This is a genomic window from Aeromonas sp. R9-2 (assembly GCF_040908025.1).
Taxonomy (GTDB): Bacteria; Pseudomonadota; Gammaproteobacteria; order Enterobacterales; family Aeromonadaceae; genus Aeromonas; species Aeromonas veronii.
Map to the genome: position 1 here is coordinate 76,461 of NZ_JBFOCX010000026.1, position 26,856 is coordinate 103,316.

Sequence of the window (26,856 nt, forward strand, 5' to 3'; positions counted from 1 at the left end):
ATGTAACATGTGATTGACATGAATTTGTGGGAAAACTACAAGAAAATCTGCTTTATCGCGCCATTTGAGCCACCAGGCTGGTCTGCCTTTGCCATTATCACAGCCTGGAATCCGGCCAGCCAGTGGGTCACAGAACGACGCAATATACGGCGGGAACGGGCGCTGTGGCGCCATCTGACCGTGGATTTGCATGTGCCCGTGGTGGGGCCATTTTGGGGATCTGACCCGGACGAACGCTGGCAGGAGTCATCGCTGGCGGTGGCGCTATGCCTGCCACAAGCCCGTCAGCTGGCTGCGCGTTTTGGCCAGAATGCTCTCTACTGGGTGGAGGATCGCCAGCTCTGGCTGGTACCAGTATTGATGGATAAATCAGCAGTTTGTCTGGGCAATATTGAATCCTTCTGGATTGCCAGAAACCTTGCCTGATGAAAGAATGAACACCTTCATGTATCTGAAAGGAATCAAATCATGCTGGATCTCCTGCCCGACCTCTGCGATCAACATGGCGATTTGCTGCAAGTGGCCGACTCGGTGTTTCAGGATTTTGGCGGCAAGGCCATCTTCTATGGTCGCGCCGTAACGCTCTCCTGTTATGAAGACAACAGTCTGGTGCGGGATCTGGTGACCCGCCCCGGTCACGGCAAGGTGATGGTGATCGACGGCGGCGGCTCGCTGCGCCGTGCGCTACTGGGCGATCAACTGGCGGTCAAGGCGGTGGAGCAGGGGTGGGAGGGTATCCTGATCCACGGCGCGGCGCGGGATGTGGGCACACTGGCGACACTGGCGCTCGGGGTCAAGGCGCTGGCCGCCTGTCCGGTCAAGACCGAGAAGCGGGGATTGGGTGAGTTGGGGGCCGTGGTCAGCTTTGCCGGGGTGACCATCCACGAAGGGGATTATGTCTATGCGGATCGCAATGGCGTGGTGGTGAGCGCCACGCCGCTGTTGTGATCATCAGAAATTGAAACCGACCCCCAGGCTCAGTGCCTGATCGGCAGTGATGGCGCTGACGCCGTAGTTGGCGGTGAGGGAGAGTCCGGGGGTCAGCAGCAGGCTGGAGTTGAGCTCCAGCAGGGTGCTGGCCTTGTTGAGATCGAGATGCTTGATCTGGCTGCCGATATTGAATGCCGGAGAGAGCTGGTAGCGTACCCCCGAACTCATATTGAAACCGGATGTGCGATTCTGATCCGCCACCGCCGGGCCCGCTTCCATAAAGAGGGTCACATCATCCACCACCGGATATTGATAGCCGCTATTGACCAGCCAGAGATCAAAACTGTCGCTGTGATGGCTATGGCCATTGAGCAGCACACCCGAGTAACTTTTGACATAGAGAGACGGGTTGGATTGCGGCTGAACCACTGCCCAGTCGGCGGCCTGTGCGGCCATGCTGGTGCAGGTTGCAAGCAGTGTGATGATGAGCGATTTGACCATTCGTTTCCCCTCCCTGGGTCCGGAACTGAGCCTAAGCATGGCACATGCCAGCTGGTAGTAAAGTGAAGCGAGATCACAATAAAATCCTTTGGCATGGGCGCCAGCCATGATAAACAGGCTGCCGTATTGATGGCTCTAATCATTAAGAGGTGAATCCATGAACAAGAAACTGACTCTGCTGGCCGCGCTGGCACTGGGAGGCTGCGCAATGGCACCAGGTTCCAGCATGGCTCAACTGCAAGCATCCAGCTGGCAGCTGCAAGGCGCCACCGGCGATACCTTCACCCTGCAAGTAGTTGACGGCAAGGTGGCGGGCAAGGGCGGCTGCAACCGCTATTTTGGCGGTATCACCAAGCAGGGTGACGGTGTCTTGACGCTGGGCGCCATGGGCTCCACTCGCATGATGTGCATCGGCGACGCCATGAGCAAAGAGTCCGAGTTCCTGCAAAAGCTGGAGAAGGTGGCAACCTACTCCATCAACGGCAACCAGCTGACTCTGAGCGATGCCAACAAGGCCGCCCTGCTTACCTTTAACTCTGTGCCAGCAGCCAAATAAGGCACGCGTTCGTCTGATTGCCCCGACAGCGCTGACTGTCTGATACGCCCTCCCTCTGGAGGGCGTCTGTTTATCTGCGATGAACCCTGTGTGGTCGTCCGCTACTGTTGTTCACTCGTCGATTCCCCTTTCTGCCCGGTTTGATACCAGAACCTCGTATCTTCGCTTTGGTACGTATCTTGATCATTTCAATGATTCTTGTATAGTTGAAATGAAAGATCACACCAAGGGGAGTGAAGATGAACAAAGAGATGGCCACCAAGGTCTTTGAATCGCTGGCATCCGGCATCCGGCTCGATGTATGGCGGCTGCTGGTGAAGGCCGGGCTGGAGGGGCGGGTCGCCGGTGAACTGGCCAGCGAGCTCGATATTGCCCCCAATACCCTCTCGTTTCACCTCAAGGCGATGCTCAACACCGGTCTGCTGTCGGTGGAGCAGGAGGGGCGCTTTCTGCGCTACCGCGCCAATATTCCCCTGATGCTGGATGTGATCGCCTACCTTACCGAGGAGTGCTGCGCCGGTCATCCTGAGGCGTGCGGCGTGATGCGTGCCGAGTCAGCCTGCTCCCCCCATGTTCTGCCTGCGCAGCCCTGCTGCAACAAGGAGTAATGCCATGTCCTCCATTCAGATTTTTGATCCCGCCCTCTGCTGCTCCAGCGGTGTCTGCGGTACCGAGGTTGATCAGGCACTGGTCACCTTCGCAGCCGACCTTGCCTGGGCCAAGGAGCAGGGCGTTGCCATCGAGCGTTTCAATCTGGCCCAGCAGCCGATGCAATTTGCCGAGACACCTGCCGTCAGCGCTTTTCTGACCCACGCCGGGGAGGAGGGGTTGCCGCTGGTGCTGGTGGAGGGACAGGTGGTGTTGACCGGCCGTTATCCGAGCCGCAGCGAGCTGGCCCGTTATGCCGGGCTGCCTGCGCCGCAAGCGGCCATCAAGGGGATCGTCAAGGGCGGCTGCTGCTCTGGCAGCGGTTGCTGCTGAGTCGCGACGCACCATTCGGGAGAGGCTATGTATCATTTTCTGACCAATCCACCACCGTTTCTCTTTTTCACCGGCAAGGGCGGGGTGGGCAAGACCTCGCTGGCCTGCGCCAGTGCGGTGGCTCTCTGTGATATTGGCAAGCGGGTGCTGCTGGTGAGCACAGATCCTGCCTCCAACGTGGGGCAGGTGTTTGCCACCGAGATCGGCAATCGCGTCACCGCCATCGCCGCTGTGCCCGGTTTGTCGGCGCTGGAGATAGATCCCCCCGCGGCGGCCAAAGCTTATCGGGAGCGGATCGTCGGGCCGGTGCGCGGCAAGTTGCCCGAAAGCGTGGTGCGCAGCATAGAAGAGCAGCTCTCCGGCGCTTGCACCACCGAGATCGCCGCTTTTGACGAATTCACCGCGTTGCTGACCGACCAAACGCTGCTGGCCGAGTATGACCACATCGTCTTTGATACGGCCCCAACCGGCCACACCATCCGGCTGCTGCAACTGCCGGGCGCCTGGAGCGAATTTCTGGAGCAGGGCAAGGGGGATGCCTCCTGCCTCGGCCCGCTGGCGGGGCTGGAGAAACAGCGCAGCCAGTATGGCGAGGCGGTCGCCGCACTGGCCGATGCCACTCGCACCCGGTTGGTGCTGGTGGCGCGGGCCCAGCAATCCACTCTGCGGGAAGTGGCCCGCACCCACGAAGAGCTGGCCGCCATCGGTTTGTTGAATCAGCAGTTGGTGATCAATGGCCTCTTCCCCGAAGGCGCCATTGCCGGAGATCCGCTGGCAATGGCGCTCTGGCAGCGCGAGCAACAGGCTCTCGCCCAGATGCCGCAGGGGATAAAGGGGCTGGCGCAGGATCATATCCCGCTGCTGGCCACCAATCTGGTGGGGCTCGACAGTTTGCGCCTGTTGCTGCAACCACCCGCGATGGCCGATCAATTCACGACCGTACAGTCCGGCATCCAGCATGCCCAGCCCGAGTTGAGTTCGCTGGTAGACGAGCTGGCCGCCGACGGTAACGGCCTTATCATGCTGATGGGCAAGGGCGGGGTGGGCAAAACCACGCTGGCGGCCGCCGTGGCGGTGGAGCTGGCGAGCCGCGGTTTGCCGGTGCACCTCACCACCTCGGATCCTGCCGCGCACCTGAGCGAGACCCTGGTAGCTAGTCTGCCCCATCTTGAGGTGAGCCGCATCGACCCCCACGCCGAGACCGAGCGTTACCGCGCCCAGGTGCTGGCCACCAAGGGGGCGGCGCTGGACGAGCAGGGGCGGGCACTGCTGGAGGAGGACTTGCGCTCCCCTTGTACCGAGGAGATTGCCGTGTTTCAGGCCTTTTCCCGCATCATTCGTGAGGCGGGCAAGCGATTCGTGGTGATGGATACCGCCCCTACCGGCCACACCCTGCTGCTGCTCGACGCCACCGGCGCCTACCACAGGGAGATCGCTCGCCAGATGGGAAACAAGGGGCTGCACTTCACCACCCCCATGATGCAGTTGCAGGACCCCAAGCAGACCAAGGTGTTGATTGTGACGCTGCCCGAGCCGACCCCGGTGCAGGAGGCGGCCAATCTGCAGGCCGATCTGCGCCGGGCTGGCATCGAGCCCTGGGGCTGGCTCATCAACCACAGCTTGCAGCAAGCCGCGGTCAGCTCACCGCTGCTGCAACTGCGGGCCGAGCGCCAGTTGCCCCATATCGAGGCAGTCGAGCAGCAACACGCCAGCCGCTACGCCGTGGTGCCGCTGCTTGCCGAGGAGCCGGTGGGGCCCGATGCCCTGCGCCATCTCTGCCAGCACCATTGAGTCGTCGCCCCGGTCTGCTGCCGGGGCGGCTTGAATATGCCGTTACTTGTTATAACCCCTTGTTTTGAACCAATAGAAGATGCGGGATTGCGCCGCATCGGGAGCTGTGATGTCTGCAACATGTGATGCCAAGGCCGTGCCTGCCATCGGCTTTTTTGAACGTTATCTGACCGCCTGGGTCGCCCTCTGCATTCTGGTGGGGATTGGGCTCGGGCAGGGTTTGCCGGATCTCTTCAAGGCGATCGGTGCCATGGAGGTGGCCAAGGTCAACCTGCCGGTGGGGCTGCTAATCTGGGTGATGATCATCCCCATGCTGCTCAAGATCGACTTTGGCGCCCTGCATCAGGTGAAGGGCCACATGAAGGGCATTGGGGTCACCCTCTTTATCAACTGGCTGGTCAAGCCCTTCTCCATGGCCTTTCTCGGTTGGCTCTTTATCCGCGTGCTGTTTGCCGACTGGCTGCCGGCAGATCAGCTCGACAGTTACGTAGCGGGGCTGATCCTGCTGGCGGCGGCCCCCTGTACCGCCATGGTGTTTGTCTGGAGTCGTCTCACCAACGGCGATCCCTACTTCACCCTGTCGCAGGTGGCGGTGAACGACCTCATCATGGTGTTTGCCTTCGCACCGCTGGTGGCGCTGCTGCTCGGGGTCTCCAGCATCATAGTGCCGTGGGATACCCTGCTTACCTCTGTGGTGCTCTATATCGTCATCCCGGTCATCATCGCCCAACTGCTGCGCAAGGCTTTGCTGAAAAAGGGTGAGGCCCATTTTGACGGCGTCATGACCCGCATCCAGCCCTGGTCGGTGGCGGCTCTGCTGCTCACGCTGGTGCTGCTGTTCGCCTTTCAGGGCAACGCCATCATCGAGCAGCCGCTGGTTATCGCCCTGTTGGCGGTGCCGATCCTGATCCAGGTGCTGTTCAACTCCGGGCTGGCTTACTGGCTCAACCGCAAGGTGGGGGAGAAGCACTCGGTTGCCTGTCCTTCCGCCCTGATCGGCGCATCCAACTTCTTCGAGTTGGCGGTGGCCGCCGCCATCAGCCTGTTCGGCTTTCACTCCGGCGCGGCGCTCGCCACCGTGGTCGGGGTGCTGATCGAGGTGCCGGTCATGCTGCTGGTGGTGCGGGTGGTTAACGCCAGCAAACCCTGGTACGAAGCTGGGCTGGGCCGTTAACTGATGGCCGCGAACTGATGCTATCCATTTTCTATTCACTTGATTCATGAGAGACACGCAAATGAGTGCAATCACCATCTATCACAACCCGGAATGTGGTACCTCCCGCAACACCCTGGAGCTGATCCGCAACAGCGGCGTGGAGCCCACTGTCATCCACTATCTGGAGACGCCCCCCTCCCGTGACCAGCTGGTGGCGCTGATCGCCGCCATGGACATGCCGGTGCGGGATCTGCTGCGCAAGAACGTGCCCCCCTACGAGGCGCTCGGGCTTGCGGAAGATCGTTTCAGCGATGATGAACTGATCGATGCCATGCTGGCCCACCCCATCCTCATCAACCGCCCCATCGTGGTCACGCCGCTTGGCACCAAACTGTGCCGTCCGTCAGAAGTGGTGCTCGATATTCTGCCCGATCAGCAAAAAGGGGCCTTCGCCAAGGAGGATGGCGAGCAGGTGGTGGACGCAAGCGGCAAGCGCCTCAAGTAATCATCTGAACGCTCAAGTACGGATTGAAACAGGGCCAGCTTCACGCTGGCCCTGTTTCGTTGTGTGAACAAGTTGAAAAAGTTACTCCGGCTAATCGTTTTACCGCTTTTTCTGTGACGATGATCACTGTACCATCGCCGCCCGACCTGCCACCCGGCCGCATCTCCCCCTGCGACGGCGCTGGCGTCACCCGATACATGCTGTCACCCGGAACGTGAATGACCCCAGGATGGGACCCGCCACTAACCTGTAGGTTTGTGGTCTGCGTGTCGCGTGGGTCGGCACCTCTCCCGCCGGATCGCCCGCGACGCCTGTCTGCAGACTTGCCATATGAAACTCCTCTCTTCATAGGTGCAAGATGACACTGTTATTGAGTCTGGTCGGTATGCTGGCCCTGATGTTTATCGCCTGGTTGGCGAGTGAAAACCGCCGAGCCATCCGCTGGCGAACCGTGCTGGGTGCGCTCGCCCTGCAAACCGGTTTTGCTGCCCTGGTGCTCTATTTTCCCCCCGGACAAATCATGCTCGGTGCCATGAGCAATGGCGTCTCCGCCCTGCTCGGCTTTGCCGACAGTGGCATCCGTTTCGTGTTTGGCGATCTCGCCAGCAACGGCTTTATCTTCGCCGTGCGGGTGCTGCCGCTGGTGATCTTTATCAGCGCGCTGATCGCGGTGCTCTACCACTTCGGCATTATGCAGTGGGTGATCCGGGTATTGGGCGGTGCCATTCATCGTCTGCTTGGCACCAGCCGCGCCGAATCTCTGGTGGCCACCGGCAACATCTTCCTGTCGCAAGGGGAGTCGCCGCTGCTGATCCGTCCCTTCCTCGCCGGTATGACCCGCTCCGAACTCTTTGCGGTGATGACCTGCGGCATGGCCTCGGTGGCGGGCTCGGTGCTGGGCGGTTACGCCGGTCTGGGTGTGGATTTGAAATACCTCATCGCCGCCTCCTTTATGGCGGCGCCGGGTGGCCTGCTGATGGCCAAACTGCTGGTGCCGGAGCAGCAGCAGGTGAGCGATCAGACCGAGATCACCCTCGACAAGAGTGACTACAGCAACGCCATCGACGCACTGGCGGGCGGCGCCATGGGCGGCATGAAGATCGCCGTGGCCATCGGCACCATCCTGCTCGCCTTTGTCAGCGTCATTACCATGATCAACGCAGGTCTCACCACCGTCGGCGAGTGGTTCGGCTGGGCCGATCTCTCCCTGCAGCAGCTGCTGGGCTATCTGTTTGCCCCGGTGGCCTGGCTGATTGGTGTGCCCGCCAGCGAGATGATGGCGGCAGGATCCCTGATTGGTCAGAAGGTGATCATGAACGAGTTCGTTGCCTATCTGGACTTTGCCAACATCAAGGAGGGCCTGAGCGCCCACACCCAGATCATCATCACCTTCGCGCTGTGCGGTTTTGCCAATCTGGGCTCCATTGCGGTGCAGCTCGGCTCCATCGGTACCATGGCACCGGAGCGTCGTCACGATGTGGCCAATATGGGCTTCAAGGCGGTGTTGGCGGCGACCCTGGCCAACCTGATGAGCGCCACCCTGGCCGGGATCTTTGTCTCCCTCTGATGAGATAAAGCCAGGCTGCGCCAGTAAAAAAGCGCCCGCCCCATCTGGGGCGGGCGCTTTGCTTTATGGGGCTTTATGGGCCGGGTGCTAGCGAGCGTTCGCTTCCCCCAGCCGTGGGTTGAGGGAGAGGATCCGGGTCTTGCTGACCCGGTGGCGATAGATCTCCCGCAGATAGAGCAGCGCCTTTTTCACCGAGTCGCGGCTGAGGCGAATATCGTTGATGGAGACGAACTTCTCTTTTTCGCGGATAAGCTCCCGATATTTCTTCTCATACATGGGCTTGATAGCGTACCAGTTGGTATCGAGGATCTTGGCCGGGTTCTCGAACTCGTTGAGCATGCTGTCGAGCAGCGCATCGTTCCACTCTTCATTGCAGATCATCTCGATCACTGCCTTGTCCAGATGCTCATCGAAGCGATAGTGATCCTTGGCAAAGCAGCGCTTGATAAAGGCCACGATCAGGGTCAGGAAGTCATCGCTCAGGCAGGGGCTCTTGACGATCAGGGTGGTGAGGGAGATGTTGGCCGACGCCCCGATGACCAGCGCATAGCGCTTGAGGGTGGTATTGGGGAAGAGCCCGTTGAGGTGAGACTTGAGCCGGTTGAGATCCATATAGGAGAGCTTGTACTCCTTGGGCAGGGAGATGATCGACACCACCGATGAGCAGTTCTTGAAGAAGTGCAGCTCGTTGAGGTGGGCCGGGTCATGGCCGCTTTTCACATAGTCGTCCAGATACTCCCGATAGTTGCCCGCCTCGATGGGCAGCAGACTGATCCCCTCGATGGCCTGGGTCATCTTGTTGAAGTGGGGCAGCTCGATGGAACGGGTGAAGAGATCGTCCACATTGAGCCCGTCCTCCTTGTCAAACAGGCCGCCGGGGGGCGAGATGGACTCGGCATACGCCACCGCCACCGGCCCCGCCAGACTCATAAAGAGGTCGTTGGCATCGAGCCGAATGGTCTCGCTGATGTCGATGCCCGCCCGGCGAAAGTAGTTCTCGTCGTAGTCGGTGGTGACGGCCTGAGCGGTAAGAATGTTGAAGATCTGCTGGGAGATGTACTGGTTGGCGTACTTCTCCATGGTGTTGACGTCAACATGCTGGATCTCGCCATCGTCGCTCTCTTCGGCGTAGCGCATGATGTCGTTGGAGATCAGCATCATGGCATTCCAGGGCCTGATCCGCTTGAGCATGCTGGCATCGCAAGCCTGTTCGTTGTCGAAGTGATAGGAGAAGTCCCACTCCTCGGCCAGATACTTGCACAGCAAACGCCCGGCATTGATGTGCAGCGCTTCCGAGATCTCGATACCCCGATCACAGATATTGGGCAGGATGCAGATGCCGCTGGTGAAGATGGGATCGAACATAAAGTGCTCCCCGAGGGAGAGGTGCTCCTCCTCTTCTGACGGAGGCGAAAAGGTCTTGCTCATGTAGGAGTACTGCTGGGCCAGCCCGAACTCGGAGGCCATGCCGGAGCCGGTGCCGCCCCCGGCACTGAAGATGTAGAAATAGAGGCGGGACTGGTTGGCCTTGATGCCGCAGGAGTCCACCAGATAGGTATGAATGGCCTGCCACTCGGAGTTGGCGAAGTAGTGGGGGCTCTTGTTGAGGATGATCTTGGCCAGATACTGGCCCAGGATGGGGGCGTTACCCGCTCCTCCCGCGTGGATCTCCGACAAGTCCATCACCCGCATCTTGGCGTAGTCACGCAAGGAGCCACCTTCGCCGCTGCGATTGGAGTGGCGGATGCGGCCATCAATGTCCTTGTCCAGATCCCCCAGCATCACCATGGGCTCGATCAGAAAGACCGGCCGGGCCCCGTTGTTTGGCAGCCGCAGATTGCGCCGGATCCAGCTCACCGGGCCAAACTCCTTCTCCCGCTTGCGTTGCTCTTCACTGTTGAACTCATTGAGATAAAAGCTGCGGGCGTTGTAGACCAGCGAGGCCACATCCTGCGCGATGTTGGAGCCGCAGCGTCCCAGCCCCACCAGACAGACGGACGGAAAGTTGTGGGGCACGGTGGTGCCCGTTTCACTCTCTCCGATGGCGGCCGGAAATACCGCGTGGCGCAGCTGCTCCAGATTGGCGAGAATGCGGGCCAGATCCCCTTCGGTGTAGTAGAGGTGACGGTTGCCTGCGTCCTGCTCATCATCCGTGTTGATAGGTAGCAGATCGATATGCTCGGTCATGAAAAAAGATCCCTCTTGGCGGCGAATGTATATAAATCAGCAGCTTTTGGACTGCCCGGTAACTCTAGATGATAAAAAGCGGGGGCGCGGTGAGAGGAGGGCGAGAGTTGTGACTGTGTGATCATGGGCACAGCAACACCCCGGAAATCAGCCGGTACCCCGCCCTGGACGGATGGGGCAACGGCGCCTCATTCCCCTGAAAAGGGGGGCGACCACACTCAACAACGTGTTGGCCGCGCGCCGGATCATCCCGCTCTGAGCGGCCTGTTTCCCTTGCGCTGGCATGGTGGAACAAACACGAAAAAGAATTTTTAGATTGGTTTTCGTACTTCCAATCGATTATTTGATTGGGCAGTAACGGCATTAGCGGTGTCAGATTAGGGGAGCAGGTTGGCCAACGCGCCGTCAGCCAGTCTTTACGCGGTCACACAAGGAGACACTCTGATGGAAACACTTGACCAGAAAATCGACACCATGCGAGAAGCATTTATGCAGCAGGAGCGCAAACAGGCCCACGACAAGTGGCAAGCCAGGGTCGAGGAGCTGCTACAGATACGGGGTGAGGAGAGACAACCGGAGGAGCAGGAAGAGTAGTGCTCGTTCCCGGGCGAAAGTTGAGGTAGCGAACCCTTTGTATCGGCTACCCGTTATCTACCACCGATAAAAAAACCACCGACCTTTTGCAGGTCGGTGGTTTTTTTATGGATTGCGGCCGATTGGATGGCCTGACTTCCGGGCCGAGCAATGGGGTCACATCCAGGGGCGTAGGGGCGCGACTACTTCGAATGGGTGACGGGCTCTTCGGAGAGCAACTCGTTAACGAGTCCTGCAGCCAGATGAATATTCGACTCCATCTTGTCGCCATCCACCGCATTCTCTTTCCACGATTCGGGGGCTTCGGGGTGTGGCCCGGAAACGGCCACCTTGCCTTTGCCGTATGAGCTGATAAGCGCGGCAATATGATGGTTTTGAAAATGGGCGATGACCTTGACCTGCTCGGGGCTTGGCACCGGCGTAAATTGCGGGCCGGCCTGGTAATACATCTGGCGCTCTTCACCAAGCCAGCTGATCGGGAAGATCCTGGCGCTAAAGTCGCCGTCATAATCATCGGATGTCGCAGGAACAAGGCCCAGCGCCGGCACAAAGCCCTCTTCTTCAGACCAGCCGGTAGATGCCACAAAGGCACCCCCACAGATCCCGAGGTAGCGGCCACCATTCTGCAAATAGGTTTTTAATGCCGAACGCGCGTCCGCGGTGAAGGCGTTGAGGAGCGGCTCAACATCGTCCTCAGTGCCGCCAACGATAAACACCCTGGCATTATCGAGCTCTGCAGGCAGCGCCTCGATATTGGAGAGATACCTCACTGGCAAGCCCACCTGCCTGACCACATCCGCAATCGCTCTGGTGCTATCCCCATCAGAAACCGGCCCGTTATAGATCAGCGCGTACGGCTCTTGCTGCGGCTGCGCAGAGGCGGCCTCTGCCATGCATCCAGTCACTAACCAAAGGCTGATAACGCTCGCAATCCGCACGATGCTTTTTGATACATTCATCGCTGCCACTATCCCTGTGATGTGAATCGAAGAGAGTACTTATCACGATCCCGCTCTGTATGTCAGCCGCTGTTAAATGAACATTTCAAGTTAACGCGCCAACGCTGATTGGGCCTGCGTTTAGCAAACAGCGAGCCAATACAGTGGGCGCACTTCACCTTCACTTCACCGAGCGGGGGTAGGCTCACGTTTTCAGTTGGAGCTTTATTCTATGCCCACCATAGTTACCCACGCCGCCGTGCCTCTCTGCCTTGGACTGGGGCTGGGCGGCCGCATTATTCCGCCGCGCCTGCTGTTGGCAGGAGTTGCCATTGCCATGCTGCCCGATGCCGATGTGCTCGCCTTCAAACTGGGGGTCGCCTATGGCCATGTCTTTGGCCACCGCGGCTTTACCCACTCCCTGCTGTTCGCCTTTGTCCTGCCCACGCTGGCCATGCTGTTTCACCGCCAGCTTAAGGCCAGTGCCGCCACCGTCTGGTCGTTTCTGCTGGTCTCTCTGCTCTCCCACAGCTTGCTCGATTCGCTCACCACCGGCGGCAAGGGGGTTGGCTGGCTCTGGCCGTGGCGGGACGAGCGTTTCTTCGCCCCCTGGCAGGTGATCCGGGTCGCCCCCTTCAAGCTGGAGGCCTATCTCACCGCTCGAGGTGAAGCGGTGATCCTCTCCGAGCTCTACTGGGTCTGGCTGCCGGGGGTTGTATTGATGCTGGTATTGATGGGATGGCGGGTGTGGGGGCCTGATTTTATCTTAAAAATGTGAGCCCTTTTTTATGATTAAATTTTGCTGGCTGTTATAGGTTTTGTCATGTCGAAAATAAATGTTCTTATGTTATCTAAAACTGGGCTGTTATCCCTAATGCTAATTTTATTTACATGATCTTGGATGTCTATATCATCGCCAATATTTGGCTTGTCGAACCACTCACCTTTGAAACTCAAAATACAGTAAGCACCATATTTAGATTTTGTAGAAGCCATATATGCTGGTAGTTGTTGAATGAGACCATGAGCTAGATCTTTAGAGTGAGCTAGTTTGAATTCCACGCAGAGCCTTACCATTCCACGATCTTTGACTGATGCGATTAAAACAAAATCGATATTACCAACGCCAGCACCATATTCTGGAATGATTTCGATATTACTTAATAGCATTTGATCAGACAACATACAGTGAATGACTGGCTGTAAGTCAACCTCTATTTTGGGTTTTCTAGATATTATTTTTTGCCCTTTGTACTCGATATTCCAAAATGATTTATATGCATTAGCTTCGCTGATTTTATCGTTGATAGATGATAAAGATGAATATACCCTGTTCCGAAACTCCTCCTCTGAATGATAGATGTCTTTATTTAAAAGACTATTCTTTCTTGCCCAGCGTAAAAGTTCGACAGGTGGGGCGACAGATTTTGTTTTTATCTCATAATGTTTGCGGGGCTCTCTATTTATTCCACAGTTAAGGGTGATGCTTGAAGTTGACCAAATAACAAATGTTCGGATATCAGCAGAGAGATAAATAAACTCGTTAAGTTCTAAAACAGAAACGGTATCATTTCTTTGGAATACGATTGAATTATTTTGAAAGCTTATGGAGAGAATGAATTCTTCATATTCTATATGGAATATTATTCCGCCATGTATGACCATGTCGCAAGAAACATCAAACATAATTGTTGCTTCTGTTCTAAATAAATCAGAAGGAATGAGTCCTCCTCGAAATGCAGGACTAATATAAACTATAGGTTCTATCATATAAATCCTTTTGACCGACGATAAGTTGGTGACGGTGGTTGTGATTCAACCGGCTCAGGTCAGCCTTAATTACCGCCATAAAGATTATTCTTCCATCTTCTTGAGTATTGGCTATGATATGTCTTGCTCGAAAAGACAGGGTTCCTAATGTTTGTTATATTTTTATTTTATCACCATTATCTTGTTTAGTTATCACAACCCTTTCATTTTTTTACTCAATTCTTCAGCATGTTTATCAGCTTTTTCAATGTCATCTTCTTCATTAATGAAGAATAGCAATCCATTGGCTAGTCGATACTCAAAAATTCCATACTCTTTTTCAACGTATGGTAGCACCCAATCCTCCACTACATTATTTTTGAAAATATAATTATCTAATCTTAAAAAGTCTAGCATATATATTTTCCAATCTTCATTTGTGAGGCGCATAGTTAATACATGGTTCTTTTCATATAGATCACTAAACATCAAATCAGGAGTGGGGGTTAAAGAAAAGAATACTAATGCATCTAAGTTTTCAAAGTGTTCTGGGTTCTTTATATAAATGCCATTCACAGGGTGGTATAAGTATGAAAACAACTCATCCATACTGGTTGCATATTGAAAAACAACGACTCCAAGATTTATAACAGCTGTCTCATAACGGAATTTTTTATTTATCTTTTTAATATTTTTAGATAATTGCCGATAGTGAGTAGAAGCCTTTAATAAAGTTAGGTTGTTATAATCGTCTCTTTCCGATAAATGATCTAGAGAAACACCGCTAAAAAATGGCTTTACATATTTGCAACCGATTTTCAAACTTGATTCTTCACGATATTCAGGTGCTGTTTCAATAGTTTTAACTTCGACAGCGACTAAAGCAGAACCATTTCCAAGCTTTAAGTCAAGAGCATACTCAAGAGTTTTATCTTTTACAAATGCTGGCGGTTCATAGTATACGCCCTTCAGTGCAACATTATCATTGTTAGTTTTTAATAAAAAACAACAAAAAAGATAATAAAGAACATTAAACTCACCAATCCCTTCTTGAAATCTATTGTGGTCATATTTTCCTGCGACTTTCCCATTTAATTTTTTAAATATCAGATCATCTACTATTACTTCACTATTAGTGAACTTCATAAAAATAGATAAAATAAGATGATAAAAATCCCCCTCAAATTTATCATCTAAGAATGGATGTTGCTTAGGGTAATTAGCTTCTTGGATTTTTTTAATAATCTTATTCTTTTCTTCTTTTAAGTACAAATCTAAACTCATTTTATACTTCTATTTAATAATATAACGGTGATTAGATGTAAGACGATACTAACTCAATAGCATAGCCTTCCGTATAACTCAGTCCTGCTCTGATAGTTACGACGATAAAAATAAAAATATTACCATCGCGTATGTTGGGCTAAAAATCGTAGGTTGGTGCTGAACGAAGTGAAGCCCAACGTTTACCGAGAATATATCTGTAAATTTGTTTTACCGATCTACCACATCTTTTTTATCCCGATCCGGTTGGTGCAATAATGCTCTCCTGTTGGGCTTCGCTACGTGCTGCGCCAACCTGTAAAAACCACGCTACCGCCCCTGAGTGACAGCCCCCAGTTTGCTGCTGTTAACCTGCGAGATAGCAACAATCGCAGCCATGGTGCGCTCCCGAGAGAGGGATTGTCGTTTGGCTATCTTAAGGGGGAGGGTGGTGCGTTGAGAAGCGTGTTTTGGCGGGAATCTGTGTTGGATCAATAAATTAGTCATCGGTTGTGCTTTGGGTGATCAAGTCATTTGGCAGGGAATGTAAAGCTACCATCACCCCAGCTCTCTCCCGGAGGGAGAGGGGGCAAGACGCCCAGAGCTGCAAGCGGGTGCGAGCGAGATAAAAAGAAAGGGAGCCGGTCAGGCTCCCTTTTACGTGGTTATGCGAACTGGCAGATCAGGGTCACAACCATCTGACCCGATTTCCAACCTTATCGATTGGTCGCAGCCTTCATCCCTTCCACAAACTCTTTCAGACGAGTGAGCATATGCTCCGGGTTCTGGTGGTGGGTCTCGATGATCTTCACCACGGCGGAGCCGGAGATGGCACCGGCGGCGCCAGCGGCGATCGCTTCACGCACCTGAGCTGGTTCGCTGATGCCAAAGCCGAGCAGGGCGGGGGGGGCATTGAACTCGCGCAAGGTGTTGATCAGTCCCTCCACCGGCATGCCGGCCTTGGTCTCGGCACCGGTGACACCGGCGCGGCTGACCAGATAGGTGTAACCATTGCCGAGCTCCGCCACTTGTTTCAGGGTCTCGGCGTCGCCATTGGGCGGGGCGATAAAGATGCTGTCGATACCGAACTTGTCGGCGGCCGCCTTGTAGGGGGCGCACATCTGCACCGGCACGTCGGCGACCAGCACCGAATCCACGCCCGCCTGCTGGCACTTCTCGTAGAAGCCGTCGATTTTACGCACATAGACCAGGTTGGCGTAGACCAAGAGGCCAATGGGCAGCTGCGGGTACTTGGCGCGGATGCGGCCAAGCAGCTCGAAGCAGTCGTCCGGGGTGGTGTGGCTGGCAAAGGCGCGCAGTGCGGCGCCCTGAATGGTGGGGCCGTCCGCGACCGGATCGGAGAAGGGAATGCCGAGTTCGAGGGCATCGGCACCCCCTTCCACCAGCGCATCGACGATGGCCAGCGACAATTCGGGTGTCGGGTCACCCAGCATCACGAACGGCACAAAGGCGCCCTGATTGGCCGCGTCCAGACGGGAGAAGAGTTGTGCGTAACGATTCATGACAAGGTTCCTTCTTTCTCGATGCTTTCTGTTTCCAAGATGTCAGCCACGGTGAAGATATCTTTGTCGCCACGGCCGGATAGGTTGACGATGAGCACCTGCTCTTTCTCCGGTTCACTGCGGGCCATCTTGAGGGCGTGGGCCAGCGCGTGGGAGGACTCCAGCGCCGGTATGATGCCTTCGGATTTGGCCAGTTCCTGGAAGGCGTCCAGCGCCTCCTTGTCGGTCACCGAGGGGTACTCGGCACGGCCGATGGCGGCCAGGTGGGCGTGCTGCGGGCCGACGGAGGGGAAGTCGAGCCCCGCCGAGACGGAGTAGGACTCCTGAATCTGGCCCTGATTGTCCTGCATCAGATAGGAGTGCATGCCAAAGAAGACCCCCTTGCTGCCGTGACCGAGCGGCGCACCGTGCTCGCCACTCTCGATACCGTGACCACCCGGTTCGACGCCGATGAGGCGCACCGACGGCTCATCAATAAAGTCGGCAAACATACCGATGGCGTTGGAACCGCCGCCGACGCAGGCGATCACCGCATCGGGCAAGCGCTCTTCTTTCTCGAAGCACTGGGCCTTGGCCTCTTCGCCGATCATCTTCTGGAACTCCCGCACGATAGTGGGGAAGGGGTGCGGGCCGGCGGCGGTGCCGAGCAGGTAGTGGGCCGACTCGTAGTTGGCGGCCCAGTCGCGCAGCGCCTCGTTGCAGGCATCTTTCAGGGTGCTGGAGCCGGAGTGCACCGGAATGACGGTAGCGCCCATCAGCTTCATGCGAAAGACGTTGGGCTTCTGGCGCTCGCAATCCTTGGCGCCCATATAGACCCGGCACTTGAGGCCGAGCAGGGCGCAGGCCAGCGCGGTGGCGACACCGTGCTGGCCAGCGCCGGTCTCGGCGATGATCTCGCTCTTGCCCATCCGCTTGGCCAGCAGCGCTTGCCCCAGCACCTGGTTGGTCTTGTGGGCGCCGCCGTGCAGCAGGTCTTCGCGTTTCAGATAGAGGCGAGTCTTGGTGCCCTTGGTCAGATTGCGAGTCAGGGTGAGCGGGGTCGGGCGACCGGCATACTCGGTCAGCAGGGACTGAAACTCGGCGATAAAGGCCGGATCATCCTTGGCATCGACAAAGGCTTTCTCCAGCTGGAGCAGGGCCGGGATAAGGATTTGGGGCACATACATGCCACCAAATTCACCGAAAAACGGGTTGAGCAGGGTCATAGACTATTCCTTGTATTTATAGGCTTAAGCGATTCATTCATTTGGTGCATTTGTTGAGCGGGTTCGCAGCGCTTTTTCACAGTTGGCGCAGTGCGCCGAAGGCGGCTGCAATCTTGTGCGCATCCTTCTGGCCCGGGGCACTCTCTACCCCGGAGTTGAAATCAAGGCCGAGGCAGCCCACTTGCGCCGCCTGCAGGGCGTTGTCGGGATTAAGGCCGCCCGCCAGCAGCAGCTTGGCTTTATCGAGATTGGCCAGCATGGCCCAGTCAAATGCCTGACCGGTACCGCCGCTCTGGCTGCCCACTTTGGTATCCAGCAGCAGGCGATCGGCCGGATAATCGAGGGCGGGCAGCGGTTCGCCACTTGTGACTCCAACCGCTTTCCATAGCTGGCAGCCAGTCGGCAGCAGCGCGCGCAATCCCTCGATATAGGCGGCATCTTCATCCCCGTGCAGCTGCACCGCGGCGAGCCCCAGCGCCTCCACCGTCTTGACGATGGTGGCGGGCTGGGCGTTGCGAAATACCCCTACATAGGAGAGCGGTGCGCCCGCCATCACGGCGCGGGCGGCGGGAATGTCCACATAGCGCGGGCTTTTGGAAACAAAGATCAGGCCACCGAATACCGCCCCCGCCTGATGGGCGGCGGCGGCATCCTCGGCGCGGGTGAGGCCACACACCTTGTTCTGGCCCAGAGTGAGCTTGCGCACCGCAGCCTCCAGATCCGGCTCGGCCATCAGGGATGAGCCCACCAGAAAGCCCTTGGCGTGGTGGCGCAGATCCGCCACCTGAGCGCGGTGGTTGATGCCGGATTCGCTGATCACTACCCGATCGCTCGGAATATCTTTGGCCAGCTGTTTGGTGCGGTTGAGATCGACGCTCAAGTCGCGCAGATCCCGGTTGTTGATACCAATCACCGGCGCGCCAAGGGCGATGGCGCGGGTCAGCTCTTCTTCGTTGCTCACCTCGGTCAGCACGCCAAGACCCAACTCTTTGGCCACCGCGAACAGGGCGCGATAGCCCTCGTCGGTGAGCACCGAGAGCATCAAGAGGATGGCGTCCGCTTGATAGTGGCGGGCCAGATAGACCTGATAGGGGTCAATCATGAAATCCTTGCAGAGCACCGGCTGGCTGACGCGGCTGCGCACCCGCGGCAAAAAGGCGAAATCCCCCTGAAAGAACTTCTCGTCGGTCAGCACCGAGATGGCGGTGGCGTATTTGCCATAGATGTCGGCGATCGCCTCCGGGCTGAAGTCGTCGCGGATCAAGCCCTTGGAGGGGGAGGCCTTCTTGCACTCCAGAATAAAGCGGGTGGAGCCCGCCTTGAGCGCCCCGACGAAATCCCGATCGCTTGGGGTCAGCGCGCTCTGGAAGCTCTCCAGCGGCTGGGTCAGCTTGCGGGCGGCGACCCACTCCTGCTTGGCCGCCACGATCTTGCCGAGGATGGTCTGGCTGATGGAGGCCATGTTCAGAAAAGCATGGGGGGCAATAAGGTCTGACATCTCGTTATCCTTGCGAAACTGGCTCTTGCCCTGCGGGCGTTCTGAATGACTGTTGTGCAACGTGGTGGCTGACATCATGCCTCCTGATGGCTCAGAGTAGCCAGCCGAGCGGCCAGATCCGCTGTCTTGCCACTGGCCAGCACTGCCAGCACCTCAGCGGCCGCGCTCTTGAGATCCTTCGCCTTGCCCGCCATCAGCAGCAGCGGTGCCACGTTGGCGGCGATGGCGGCGTTGTGGGCCGGGGTGCCACGCCCTTCCAGAATGGCGGCGGTGATGGCGCGGTTCTCTTCCGGTTCCCCGCCCTGAATGGCGCTGACCGGATAGGTCTCCAGGCCAAAGTCAGCCGGGGTGATCATAAATTCGCGGATCTCGCCGTCACGGATCTGGGCCACCTGGGTCGGGCCGTGGATGGCAATTTCATCCAGCCCGGCACCGTGCACCACCATACCGGTTTTCAGCCCCAGTGCCAGCAGGGTTTCTGCGATGGGACGCACCAACTCGGGGGCATAGACTCCCATCAGCTGATAGGTGGGGCGAGCCGGGTTGATAAGCGGCCCCAGCACATTGAACAGGGTGCGGGTCTTGAGGGCTTGGCGTACCGGCATGGCATGGCGCACCCCGGCGTGGTACTGGGGGGCGAACAGGAAGCAGATGCCGAGCTCGTCCAGACAGCGGCGCGCCTGCGCTGGGCTCATGTCGAGCTTGATGCCCATCTTGTCGAGCAGGTCGCTCGAACCCGACTTGCTCGAGACCGAGCGGTTGCCGTGCTTGGCCACTTTCAGGCCGCAGGCGGCGGCGACCAGCGCCGAAGTGGTGGAGACGTTGATGGTGTTGAGGCCATCGCCACCGGTGCCGACGATGTCGCAAAACTCATAATCCGGATGCGGGAAGTCGCGCGCTTCTGCCAGCAACGCTTCAGCGGCGCCGGCGATCTCCTCGGGGGTCTCCCCCTTGATCTTGAGGGCGGTCAAGAGGCTGGCGAGAACTATGGGGTCCACTTCGCCACGTACCACCTGGCCGAAGGCGTCGCGGGTACTTTCACGGCTCAGAGACTGACCCTGATAGAGGGTGTTGAGATGATGATGCATGTTGGTCTCCTTACCGCACGCTGCTTTCTGGACGGGTGATATGGGCGAGCGCCTGAGTCAGCAGGCGGGCCCCTTCCGAGGTCATGATGGATTCCGGGTGGAACTGGAAGCCCAGTACCCGCTCATCCTGCTGCTCGATGGCCATGGGCATGCCCTGATAGTGGGCAATCACCGTCAGCTCTTCCGGTACATAGGTGGCGACCAGCGAGTGGTAGCGGGCTACCGGCAGCGGGCTCGGCAGACCGGCGAAGGCGCCGTGGCCGTTGTGCTCAATCAGGGAGCGCTTGCCGTGGACGATCTCGCCCGCCGCGCCGACGGTGCCGCCGTAGGCTTCGCACAGGGCCTGATGACCGAGGCAGATGCCGAGGATGGGCACCTGACCGCGGGCCAGTTTGATCAGATCAATCAGGCAGCCCGCCTCGTGGGGGGCACCCGGGCCCGGCGAGAGCACCAGCACGGCGTCCCCTTTGCAGGCGGCGATCTCGCTCATGATGCGGCTCGCCGGCAGGCTGTTGCGGTAGATCCGCACCGGATAGCCGAGGGAGCGAAACTGATCGACGAGGTTGTAGGTAAACGAATCGAAGTTATCGAGCAGGAAGATGTTAGTCATGGCTCACGTCCTTATGTTGCTCCTGCTGGGCGCTCAGGGCTTGCAGGGAGGTGCCATGGCTGGCGGCGATGGCGGCCAGCACGGCGGCCGCCTTGGCGCGGGTTTCGTCCGCTTCGGCCTGGGGTTTGGAGTCATAGACCACCCCGGCACCGGCCTGCACGTGGGCCACGCCATCTTTGACAAAGGCGGAGCGGATGACGATGCAGGTATCCATCTCGCCGGCACCGTTGATGTAGCCGACCGCGCCGCCGTAGCTGCCGCGGCGCTTGCCTTCCACCATGCGAATGAGCTCGCTGGCGCGGATCTTGGGGGCGCCGGTGAGAGTGCCCATATTCATGCAGGCCTGATAGGCGTGCAGGGCGTCAAGGTCGGAACGCAGGGTGCCGACCACCTTGGAGACCAGATGCATCACGTGGCTGTAGCGATCCACTTTCAGCAGCTCCTTGACGTAACGGGTGCCCGGTTCCGAGATGCGGGCGATGTCGTTGCGGCCCAGATCTACCAGCATCAGGTGCTCGGCCACCTCTTTTTCGTCCTGACGCAGTTCCAGTTCGATGCGGCCGTCGAGATCCCGGTTGATGCTGCCATCCGGGTTGAAGCCGCGGCGGCGGGTACCGGCGATGGGGTACATCTCCACATCGCGGCTGGCGGCGCAGAATTTCACCGCGCTCTCCGGCGAGGCACCAAACAGGGTGAAGCCCTCATCCTGCACGTAGAACATGTAGGGGCTGGGGTTGGTCTGCTTGAGGCGGCGATAGGCGGCCAGCGGGCTTGGGCAGGGCAGGGAGAAGCAGCGGGACGGCACCACCTGGAAGATGTCGCCACGGCGGATAAAGCCTTTGAGCTTCTCCACCTCGGCGCAAAACTGCTTGTCGCTCTTGTCCACGCTGATGCCGCCACTCAGGGCTGGCGTTACCGGCTCCTGTTGCGGCGCCTGCTGGCAGGCTTGCTTGAACCGGGCGAGGCGCTCGCTCAGGCGGTGGTATCTGTCCTCTACCCGGCTCTCGTCGCTGTCGCCGCCAAAGATGCAGGCAATAAGCTGGGTGGTGCGCTCGATATGGTCGATGGTGATCAGGGTTTCGGCCACGTAGAAGCAGTAGTCGGGGCAGTTGTTGCTCCCCTCCGGTACTTCGGGCAGATCTTCAAAGGATGCGATGAGGTCGTAGGCGAAGCTGCCCGCCATAAAGAGCGCCTCTTTGCCGAGCTGGCAATCGAGCTCCCGCTGCAGGGTGCGCAGCACGTCCAGCACGCTGATCCCCTTGAGGCGGGAATCTTCATCCTGCTCCCGATCGGAGGCCGGGAAGTCGAGTTGCAGCTCGCCGGCCACCATGCTCTGGATAACGGCGGCGGGCAGGCGCTCGGTCAGCAGGCTCTGCAACTGGGCGCCATTGTCATTGAGGCTGCGCACCCGCACGGTGCGGCCGCGGCACTCGATGCGCAGACAGGCATCGACCAGCAGCAGGCTCTGTTTGCCTGCCTTGGAGTCGATCTCGACCGATTCCAGCAGCAGGGTGTTGGGGCGCTCCTGGCAAAACTCGCTGTAGAGCGCCAGTGGATCGGCCACATAGGGGGCGTTGAGTTTGAGGGTATCGAATTCACCCAGAGGAAGGCGGTGCGTGGCTGTCATAGTGCGTTCCCTTGCGTGTGATGCGTGTTACCGATGTTCATGACGTCTAATACCTTGAAAAAGTGCCTTGAAAATGAGGTGGGTTCTGGCGGTTTCAGCAGGGGCGCCATCGCCTGGTCATTACGCTTGTCTGAATTCTCGGTTTCATCACAGCTCCATTTGCCGGATAATAAAAAAGCCCGCTGGGGTCAGCGGGCTTTTTCTTTGGGTTCTTAATTTGCTGTCAGTTTACAGGTACAGCAACGACCACACGCCCGCATGTCAGGGAGTGTGCCACCACCAAATGGTCAGGATGGAAGTCGTTTGCATGATAAAGTCCTGTAAAAAGATGTTTGCAATGAAGTGCCTACAGAAAACGATAAAGCCGCGGCCAAGTCAAGTCGCTTTTTAGCCTTCTTTCACCGATTTTTCATGAATGGTGACCTGACCACGAGAGCGGAATAACCCGATGAGATTCGATCTTCACTGTCATACTACCGCTTCGGATGGCGTGCTGAGCCCCGCCGAACTGGTGCGCCGCGCCGCCGAGAAAGAGGTCGAGGTGTTAGCAATTACTGACCACGACACCCTTGCCGGCCTTGATGAGGCACGCAGCACCATCGCCGCCGAGCAACTGTCGCTGCGACTGGTGAGCGGGGTCGAGATCTCCACCGGCTGGGAGCATCACGAGATCCATATCGTGGCGCTGGGAGTGGATGAAAAAAATCCGCAGCTGACCGACTTTCTGGCCGGTCAGCAGGCCCGCCGCGAAGAGCGCGCGCAGGAGATCGGGCGCCGTCTGGAGAAGTGCCTCATTCCCGGCACGTATGATGAGGCCAAAGCGCTGGCCGGTGATGCGGCCGTGACCCGGGCCCACTTTGCCCGGGTGCTGGTGGCGCGCGGGGTGGCCGACAACATGCAAAAGGTATTCAAGAAGTACCTGAGCCGGGGCAACAAGGGGTATGCTCCTGCCCAGTGGCCCGAGATGGGCGACGCGATCACTGCGATTCACGCCGCGGGCGGGCTGGCGGTGCTGGCCCATCCCAGCCGTTACGATCTCACCGCCAAGTGGATCAAGCGGTTGCTGGTGGCCTTCAAGGCGGCAGGCGGCGATGCCATGGAGGTCTCGCTGCCCCAGCAGAGTCCGCAGGAGCGGGCCAATCTGGGCCAGTGGGCGAACGAATATGGTCTGGCCATTTCGGTGGGGTCCGATTTTCACTTCCCCTCCAACTGGACCGAGCTGGGGCGCCACCTCTGGCTACCCAAAGAGGGGACGCCGCTCTGGCTGGTCTCTCCCGATCACTTCGGGCTGAGTCAGGAAGAGCATGCCGCTCTGGTGGCCAGCCGCTGACCGGCGGCAAGAGACGAATTTTAAAGCAGAATAGTAAGTGAGTGCCGTGGAGCCCGGCTCCATGGCCATCAAGCGGGCAGATGTTGCTGCCCCCATTGCGAGAACAAGGTATGAGTCAGCACTTTTACGTACATCCGGAAAACCCGCAGGCGCGTCTGATCAGCCAGGCGGTGCAGATCATCCAGAACGGCGGCGTTATCGTCTATCCGACCGACTCAGGTTATGCGCTGGGTTGCCACATGGGTGACAAGGGGGCGCTGGAGCGCATCTGCCGCATCCGTCGTCTCGACGCCAACCACGATTTCACCCTGGTGTGCCGCGATCTTTCCGAGATCGCCACCTACGCCAAAGTCGATAACGGCGCGTTTCGCCTGATCAAGAACAACACCCCGGGTGCCTACACCTTCATCTTCAAGGCGACCAAAGAGGTGCCGCGCCGCCTGATGAACGAGAAGAAGAAGAGCATCGGGATCCGGGTGCCGGACAACAAGATTGCCCAGGCGCTGCTGGAAGCCCTCGGCGAGCCGCTGCTCTCCACCTCGCTGATCCTGCCGGATTCCGAGATGGCGGAGTTCGACCCGGAGGAGATCTACGACAAGCTGGGCAAGCAGATCGACCTGGTGGTCAACGGCGGTTATCTGGGCGAGCAGCCCACCACGGTTGTGGACTTCTCCGACGACGACCCGGTAGTGCGTCGTCGCGGTGCCGGAGACCCGACCCCGTTTGAGTGATACCGCAGATCCTGTGACGACCAGCACCGGCGATAACGGCGCGGGCGTCACACCTCCCATCGCGAAAGTCCTGGGGCAGCCCTACCACGAGCTGCCCCAGGACTTGTTCATCCCGCCCGATGCGCTGGAGGTGTTCCTCGATACCTTCGAGGGACCGCTCGATCTGCTGCTCTACCTCATCCGGCGTCAGCAGCTCGATATCCTCAATCTGCCGATCCTGCAGATCACCGCCCAGTACATGGAGTACGTGGAGCTGATGCAGGGGCTCAATCTGGAGCTGGCTGCCGAATATCTGCTGATGGCGGCCTGGCTGGCCGAGATCAAATCCCGCTTGCTGCTGCCCAAGGCACCGGAGCTGGAAGATGAAGATGAGGGGGAAGATCCCCGCGTCACACTTATTCGCCGCCTGCAGGAGTACGAGCGCTACAAGGTAGGTGCGGAGCGGGTCAGCGAGCTGCCGCGGGTGGAGCGGGAGATCTTTATCGCCGCCGCCCTGCCGCCCGATTTTGGCGATCTCAAGCCGCTGGCGCCCGATGTTTCACTGGTTGAGCTCGCCCTTTACATGCAAAGTGTGGTAAAACGCGCGACTCATTTTGAGCATCATCAGATCCGCCGCGAACAGATCCCGACCCGGGTACGCATGGCGGAGATCCTCGCCATGCTCTCGCTGGGCCAGACCCTGCGTCTTGAGCAGGTGCTGCGTGCCGAAGAGGGGCGGATGGGCGTGCTGGTGACCTTTCTGGCGCTGCTGGAGCTGTGCAAGGAGCAGCTGATCTGGATTTTGCAGGCCGAGCCTCTGGGTCCGATCCATTTTGCCCTGGCCAGCCAGAGCGAGGAGGGGGAGCGTGGTCTTGCCCATTGAGATGGCTTTTGCGAGGAACGCCCAATGGCGCTGCCAGCTGAACGATTAAAGACGCTGATCGAGGCGGCCCTCTTTGTCGCCGGGCGTCCGCTCAACGTCAGCGAGCTCAAAGGCAGCGTGCTGGCCGACTATCCGGTCACCACCCGCTACGTGCAACTGCTGCTGGCGGAGCTCAAACAGGATTACAGCGAACGGGGCGTCGAGCTCAAGGAAGTGGCCTCCGGCTGGCGCTTTCAGGCTCGTCAGGATTATGCCGAAGAGCTCTCGCGGCTCTGGAGCGAGCGGGCGCCCCGCTACTCGCGCGCCGTGATGGAGACGCTGACGCTGATCGCCTATCGTCAACCCATCACCCGGGCCGAGATCGAAGCGATCCGCGGGGTCGCGGTCTCGAGCCAGATAGTGAATACCTTGAAAGATCGTGGCTGGGTGCGCAGCATAGGCCACAAAGAGGTGGCGGGTCGCCCCGAGCTGCTCGCCACCACCAGAGCGTTTCTGGATTACTTTAATCTGCAGAGTCTGGAGCAGCTCCCCGAGCTGGATCCCGAGCTGCAACCCCCGTTGTCCGCCATGTTTACGGGCAGCGATCAACAATCAGGTAACCCCGATGAGTGAAAAACTGCAAAAAGTGTTGGCCCGCGCGGGTCACGGCTCCCGTCGTGAGATGGAGGCCCTGATCACCGCAGGTCGGGTCAGTGTGGATGGCAAGGTCGCCACGCTGGGGGATCGCGTCGAAGTGAACGCCGTGATCCGGGTGGATGGTCACCAGGTCAAGACCCGTGCCGCAGAGGAAGTGATCTGCCGCGTACTGGCTTACCACAAGCCGGAAGGGGAGATGTGTACCCGTCACGATCCGGAAGGTCGTCCTACCGTGTTTGATCGCCTGCCCAAGATGGAAGGGGCCCGCTGGATTGCGGTTGGTCGCCTCGACGTCAACACCTCAGGTCTGCTGCTGTTCACTACCGATGGTGAGCTGGCCAACCGCCTGATGCACCCGAGCCACGAAGTGGAGCGGGAATATGCCGTGCGCGTGTTTGGCGAAATCACCGAAGCCATGCTGCAGCGCCTGCGCAAGGGTGTGCAGCTGGAAGATGGCATGGCCAAGTTCAACAAGATCAAGCCGGCTGGCGGTGAGGGTCTGAACCAGTGGTTCAACGTCACCCTGACCGAAGGTCGCAACCGTGAAGTGCGCCGCCTGTGGGAATCCCAGGAAGTGCAGGTGAGCCGCCTGATGCGGATCCGCTACGGCGACGTCAAGCTGGATCGCGCCATCCCGCGCGGCGGCTGGCAGGAGCTGAAACTGCCGGAAGTGAACTACCTGCGCGGTCTGGTCAACCTGCCGCCGGAGACCGAATCCAAGGTCGATCTGCAGCAGGATGGCAAGAGCAGCCGCCACAAGCAGGCCGCCCAAATCCGTCGCGCCGTCAAGCGCCACAAGGAGCTGCAAGGCAAGGAGCCCCGTGCCCGTGCCACCACCGCCCGTCGCAAGCCGCAAGCCTCTACCCGCAACTCCGGCACCGGCAGCAAATAAGCGCCGTTTGCCAGTGATGCACACTGATAGACGTGCAAACTTGCCAAAAAGCCCGCACCAACTGGTGCGGGCTTTTTTTATCTAACGCAACCATCCGATGGTTGGCGCCTAGGTTGCTGTAGCGCAGGAACAGGCA

27 protein-coding genes are annotated in these 26,856 nt (G+C 58.3%); 16 read left to right on the top strand and 11 right to left on the bottom strand.

The features are described from left to right. The first annotated feature begins 18 nt into the window (after positions 1-18). Together AB5Y71_RS14525 and AB5Y71_RS14530 are read left to right on the top strand one after the other, a co-directional pair. Positions 19-426, top strand: a complete 408-nt coding sequence (locus tag AB5Y71_RS14525) for a DUF3293 domain-containing protein (protein ID WP_103251336.1) — start codon at positions 19-21, stop codon at positions 424-426. A 42-nt stretch (positions 427-468) separates the two neighbouring features. Beyond that, a complete protein-coding gene (locus AB5Y71_RS14530; protein WP_103251337.1) occupies positions 469-948 on the top strand; it encodes a putative 4-hydroxy-4-methyl-2-oxoglutarate aldolase in 480 nt (159 codons plus the stop codon). Positions 949-951: 3 nt separating this feature from the next. Here AB5Y71_RS14530 and AB5Y71_RS14535 read toward each other — a convergent pair whose 3' ends face one another. Continuing rightward, positions 952-1,431, bottom strand: coding sequence for a hypothetical protein (locus AB5Y71_RS14535; protein ID WP_103251338.1), 480 nt, complete (start codon positions 1,429-1,431; stop codon positions 952-954). A 157-nt stretch (positions 1,432-1,588) separates the two neighbouring features. On the opposite strand from AB5Y71_RS14535, the gene AB5Y71_RS14540 reads away from it, so the two are divergent. The 7 genes from AB5Y71_RS14540 (at position 1,589) to AB5Y71_RS14570 (ending at position 7,987) form a co-directional block, all read left to right on the top strand. Then, positions 1,589-1,987: an META domain-containing protein gene (locus AB5Y71_RS14540; RefSeq protein ID WP_368171870.1), complete on the top strand. Its 399-nt coding sequence runs from the start codon at positions 1,589-1,591 to the stop codon at positions 1,985-1,987. 239 nt (positions 1,988-2,226) lie between these two features. Then, positions 2,227-2,595 carry a helix-turn-helix transcriptional regulator gene (locus AB5Y71_RS14545; RefSeq protein ID WP_005338181.1) on the top strand — a complete coding sequence of 123 codons (369 nt, stop codon included), beginning with the start codon at positions 2,227-2,229 and terminating at the stop codon, positions 2,593-2,595. A 4-nt stretch (positions 2,596-2,599) separates the two neighbouring features. Beyond that, positions 2,600-2,968: an arsenite efflux transporter metallochaperone ArsD gene (arsD, locus tag AB5Y71_RS14550; RefSeq protein WP_005347398.1), complete on the top strand. Its 369-nt coding sequence runs from the start codon at positions 2,600-2,602 to the stop codon at positions 2,966-2,968. A gap of 27 nt (positions 2,969-2,995) precedes the next feature. Then, positions 2,996-4,759, top strand: coding sequence for an arsenical pump-driving ATPase (arsA, locus tag AB5Y71_RS14555; protein WP_368171871.1), 1,764 nt, complete (start codon positions 2,996-2,998; stop codon positions 4,757-4,759). 109 nt (positions 4,760-4,868) lie between these two features. Then, a complete protein-coding gene (gene arsB / locus AB5Y71_RS14560) occupies positions 4,869-5,933 on the top strand; it encodes an ACR3 family arsenite efflux transporter (protein ID WP_019445633.1) in 1,065 nt (354 codons plus the stop codon). Between the two features lie 61 nt (positions 5,934-5,994). After that, complete coding sequence (gene arsC, locus AB5Y71_RS14565) at positions 5,995-6,420, top strand: glutaredoxin-dependent arsenate reductase (RefSeq protein WP_080741219.1); 426 nt, start codon at positions 5,995-5,997, stop codon at positions 6,418-6,420. 358 nt (positions 6,421-6,778) lie between these two features. Next, positions 6,779-7,987, top strand: a complete 1,209-nt coding sequence (locus AB5Y71_RS14570) for a NupC/NupG family nucleoside CNT transporter (protein WP_139443907.1) — start codon at positions 6,779-6,781, stop codon at positions 7,985-7,987. An 87-nt stretch (positions 7,988-8,074) separates the two neighbouring features. On the opposite strand, the gene AB5Y71_RS14575 is transcribed toward AB5Y71_RS14570, so the two are convergent. Next, positions 8,075-10,174, bottom strand: coding sequence for a hypothetical protein (locus AB5Y71_RS14575; protein ID WP_368171872.1), 2,100 nt, complete (start codon positions 10,172-10,174; stop codon positions 8,075-8,077). Between the two features lie 444 nt (positions 10,175-10,618). Between AB5Y71_RS14575 and AB5Y71_RS14580 the strand changes: the two genes are divergently transcribed. Further along, positions 10,619-10,768, top strand: coding sequence for a hypothetical protein (locus AB5Y71_RS14580; protein ID WP_005338159.1), 150 nt, complete (start codon positions 10,619-10,621; stop codon positions 10,766-10,768). Between the two features lie 182 nt (positions 10,769-10,950). Here AB5Y71_RS14580 and AB5Y71_RS14585 read toward each other — a convergent pair whose 3' ends face one another. After that, entirely contained in the window at positions 10,951-11,727 is a 777-nt protein-coding gene (locus tag AB5Y71_RS14585; protein ID WP_368171873.1) for a BPL-N domain-containing protein, read from the bottom strand. Positions 11,728-11,938: 211 nt separating this feature from the next. On the opposite strand from AB5Y71_RS14585, the gene AB5Y71_RS14590 reads away from it, so the two are divergent. Further along, positions 11,939-12,484 carry a metal-dependent hydrolase gene (locus AB5Y71_RS14590; protein WP_368171874.1) on the top strand — a complete coding sequence of 182 codons (546 nt, stop codon included), beginning with the start codon at positions 11,939-11,941 and terminating at the stop codon, positions 12,482-12,484. Positions 12,485-12,498: 14 nt separating this feature from the next. Here AB5Y71_RS14590 and AB5Y71_RS14595 read toward each other — a convergent pair whose 3' ends face one another. The 8 genes from AB5Y71_RS14595 to AB5Y71_RS14630 all read right to left on the bottom strand — a co-directional run bounded on the left by AB5Y71_RS14595 (position 12,499) and on the right by AB5Y71_RS14630 (position 22,269). Further along, the gene (locus AB5Y71_RS14595; protein ID WP_368171875.1) at positions 12,499-13,476 is read right to left on the bottom strand and encodes a hypothetical protein; all 978 of its coding nucleotides are present in this window, start codon (positions 13,474-13,476) and stop codon (positions 12,499-12,501) included. Between the two features lie 192 nt (positions 13,477-13,668). Beyond that, positions 13,669-14,739: a hypothetical protein gene (locus tag AB5Y71_RS14600; protein WP_368171876.1), complete on the bottom strand. Its 1,071-nt coding sequence runs from the start codon at positions 14,737-14,739 to the stop codon at positions 13,669-13,671. Positions 14,740-15,434: 695 nt separating this feature from the next. Then, positions 15,435-16,241: a tryptophan synthase subunit alpha gene (gene trpA, locus AB5Y71_RS14605; RefSeq protein WP_043851420.1), complete on the bottom strand. Its 807-nt coding sequence runs from the start codon at positions 16,239-16,241 to the stop codon at positions 15,435-15,437. After that, the gene (gene trpB / locus AB5Y71_RS14610) at positions 16,238-17,446 is read right to left on the bottom strand and encodes a tryptophan synthase subunit beta (RefSeq protein WP_159163166.1); all 1,209 of its coding nucleotides are present in this window, start codon (positions 17,444-17,446) and stop codon (positions 16,238-16,240) included. Before trpB ends, trpA begins: the two co-directional genes overlap by 4 nt. A 76-nt stretch (positions 17,447-17,522) precedes the next feature. Further along, positions 17,523-19,019, bottom strand: a complete 1,497-nt coding sequence (gene trpCF / locus AB5Y71_RS14615; RefSeq protein WP_368171877.1) for a bifunctional indole-3-glycerol-phosphate synthase TrpC/phosphoribosylanthranilate isomerase TrpF — start codon at positions 19,017-19,019, stop codon at positions 17,523-17,525. Further along, the gene (gene trpD, locus AB5Y71_RS14620; protein WP_368171878.1) at positions 19,019-20,032 is read right to left on the bottom strand and encodes an anthranilate phosphoribosyltransferase; all 1,014 of its coding nucleotides are present in this window, start codon (positions 20,030-20,032) and stop codon (positions 19,019-19,021) included. Before trpD ends, trpCF begins: the two co-directional genes overlap by 1 nt. A gap of 10 nt (positions 20,033-20,042) precedes the next feature. Continuing rightward, positions 20,043-20,642 carry an aminodeoxychorismate/anthranilate synthase component II gene (locus tag AB5Y71_RS14625; protein ID WP_368171879.1) on the bottom strand — a complete coding sequence of 200 codons (600 nt, stop codon included), beginning with the start codon at positions 20,640-20,642 and terminating at the stop codon, positions 20,043-20,045. Next, the gene (locus AB5Y71_RS14630) at positions 20,635-22,269 is read right to left on the bottom strand and encodes an anthranilate synthase component 1 (RefSeq protein WP_368171880.1); all 1,635 of its coding nucleotides are present in this window, start codon (positions 22,267-22,269) and stop codon (positions 20,635-20,637) included. The genes AB5Y71_RS14625 and AB5Y71_RS14630 overlap by 8 nt, the downstream gene beginning before the upstream one ends. 448 nt (positions 22,270-22,717) lie before the next feature. Here AB5Y71_RS14630 and AB5Y71_RS14635 point away from each other — a divergent pair, with 448 nt between their 5' ends. The 5 genes from AB5Y71_RS14635 to rluB all read left to right on the top strand — a co-directional run bounded on the left by AB5Y71_RS14635 (position 22,718) and on the right by rluB (position 26,720). After that, positions 22,718-23,599 carry a PHP domain-containing protein gene (locus AB5Y71_RS14635; protein ID WP_368171881.1) on the top strand — a complete coding sequence of 294 codons (882 nt, stop codon included), beginning with the start codon at positions 22,718-22,720 and terminating at the stop codon, positions 23,597-23,599. A 110-nt stretch (positions 23,600-23,709) separates the two neighbouring features. Next, the gene (locus tag AB5Y71_RS14640) at positions 23,710-24,330 is read left to right on the top strand and encodes an L-threonylcarbamoyladenylate synthase (protein ID WP_041208296.1); all 621 of its coding nucleotides are present in this window, start codon (positions 23,710-23,712) and stop codon (positions 24,328-24,330) included. Continuing rightward, a complete protein-coding gene (locus tag AB5Y71_RS14645; RefSeq protein WP_368171882.1) occupies positions 24,323-25,192 on the top strand; it encodes a ScpA family protein in 870 nt (289 codons plus the stop codon). Before AB5Y71_RS14640 ends, AB5Y71_RS14645 begins: the two co-directional genes overlap by 8 nt. Before the next feature lie 24 nt (positions 25,193-25,216). Next, positions 25,217-25,804, top strand: coding sequence for an SMC-Scp complex subunit ScpB (gene scpB, locus AB5Y71_RS14650; protein WP_033113297.1), 588 nt, complete (start codon positions 25,217-25,219; stop codon positions 25,802-25,804). Beyond that, positions 25,797-26,720 carry a 23S rRNA pseudouridine(2605) synthase RluB gene (gene rluB / locus AB5Y71_RS14655; RefSeq protein WP_042032448.1) on the top strand — a complete coding sequence of 308 codons (924 nt, stop codon included), beginning with the start codon at positions 25,797-25,799 and terminating at the stop codon, positions 26,718-26,720. The genes scpB and rluB overlap by 8 nt, the downstream gene beginning before the upstream one ends. The last annotated feature ends 136 nt before the right edge of the window (positions 26,721-26,856 follow it).

Coding starts and splice junctions, on each gene's coding strand:
- AB5Y71_RS14580 (WP_005338159.1), top strand. CDS start 10,619: ATGGAAACACTTGACCAGAAAATCGACACCATGCGAGAAGCATTTATG.
- AB5Y71_RS14625 (WP_368171879.1), bottom strand. CDS start 20,642: ATGACTAACATCTTCCTGCTCGATAACTTCGATTCGTTTACCTACAAC.
- trpB (WP_159163166.1), bottom strand. CDS start 17,446: ATGACCCTGCTCAACCCGTTTTTCGGTGAATTTGGTGGCATGTATGTG.
- trpA (WP_043851420.1), bottom strand. CDS start 16,241: ATGAATCGTTACGCACAACTCTTCTCCCGTCTGGACGCGGCCAATCAG.
- arsD (WP_005347398.1), top strand. CDS start 2,600: ATGTCCTCCATTCAGATTTTTGATCCCGCCCTCTGCTGCTCCAGCGGT.
- AB5Y71_RS14595 (WP_368171875.1), bottom strand. CDS start 13,476: ATGATAGAACCTATAGTTTATATTAGTCCTGCATTTCGAGGAGGACTC.
- AB5Y71_RS14630 (WP_368171880.1), bottom strand. CDS start 22,269: ATGACAGCCACGCACCGCCTTCCTCTGGGTGAATTCGATACCCTCAAA.
- trpD (WP_368171878.1), bottom strand. CDS start 20,032: ATGCATCATCATCTCAACACCCTCTATCAGGGTCAGTCTCTGAGCCGT.
- AB5Y71_RS14525 (WP_103251336.1), top strand. CDS start 19: ATGAATTTGTGGGAAAACTACAAGAAAATCTGCTTTATCGCGCCATTT.
- AB5Y71_RS14635 (WP_368171881.1), top strand. CDS start 22,718: ATGAGATTCGATCTTCACTGTCATACTACCGCTTCGGATGGCGTGCTG.
- AB5Y71_RS14585 (WP_368171873.1), bottom strand. CDS start 11,727: ATGAATGTATCAAAAAGCATCGTGCGGATTGCGAGCGTTATCAGCCTT.
- AB5Y71_RS14600 (WP_368171876.1), bottom strand. CDS start 14,739: ATGAGTTTAGATTTGTACTTAAAAGAAGAAAAGAATAAGATTATTAAA.
- rluB (WP_042032448.1), top strand. CDS start 25,797: ATGAGTGAAAAACTGCAAAAAGTGTTGGCCCGCGCGGGTCACGGCTCC.
- arsB (WP_019445633.1), top strand. CDS start 4,869: ATGTCTGCAACATGTGATGCCAAGGCCGTGCCTGCCATCGGCTTTTTT.
- arsC (WP_080741219.1), top strand. CDS start 5,995: ATGAGTGCAATCACCATCTATCACAACCCGGAATGTGGTACCTCCCGC.
- AB5Y71_RS14640 (WP_041208296.1), top strand. CDS start 23,710: ATGAGTCAGCACTTTTACGTACATCCGGAAAACCCGCAGGCGCGTCTG.
- AB5Y71_RS14540 (WP_368171870.1), top strand. CDS start 1,589: ATGAACAAGAAACTGACTCTGCTGGCCGCGCTGGCACTGGGAGGCTGC.
- AB5Y71_RS14570 (WP_139443907.1), top strand. CDS start 6,779: ATGACACTGTTATTGAGTCTGGTCGGTATGCTGGCCCTGATGTTTATC.
- scpB (WP_033113297.1), top strand. CDS start 25,217: ATGGCGCTGCCAGCTGAACGATTAAAGACGCTGATCGAGGCGGCCCTC.
- AB5Y71_RS14575 (WP_368171872.1), bottom strand. CDS start 10,174: ATGACCGAGCATATCGATCTGCTACCTATCAACACGGATGATGAGCAG.
- AB5Y71_RS14535 (WP_103251338.1), bottom strand. CDS start 1,431: ATGGTCAAATCGCTCATCATCACACTGCTTGCAACCTGCACCAGCATG.
- arsA (WP_368171871.1), top strand. CDS start 2,996: ATGTATCATTTTCTGACCAATCCACCACCGTTTCTCTTTTTCACCGGC.
- AB5Y71_RS14530 (WP_103251337.1), top strand. CDS start 469: ATGCTGGATCTCCTGCCCGACCTCTGCGATCAACATGGCGATTTGCTG.
- AB5Y71_RS14545 (WP_005338181.1), top strand. CDS start 2,227: ATGAACAAAGAGATGGCCACCAAGGTCTTTGAATCGCTGGCATCCGGC.
- AB5Y71_RS14590 (WP_368171874.1), top strand. CDS start 11,939: ATGCCCACCATAGTTACCCACGCCGCCGTGCCTCTCTGCCTTGGACTG.
- trpCF (WP_368171877.1), bottom strand. CDS start 19,019: ATGTCAGCCACCACGTTGCACAACAGTCATTCAGAACGCCCGCAGGGC.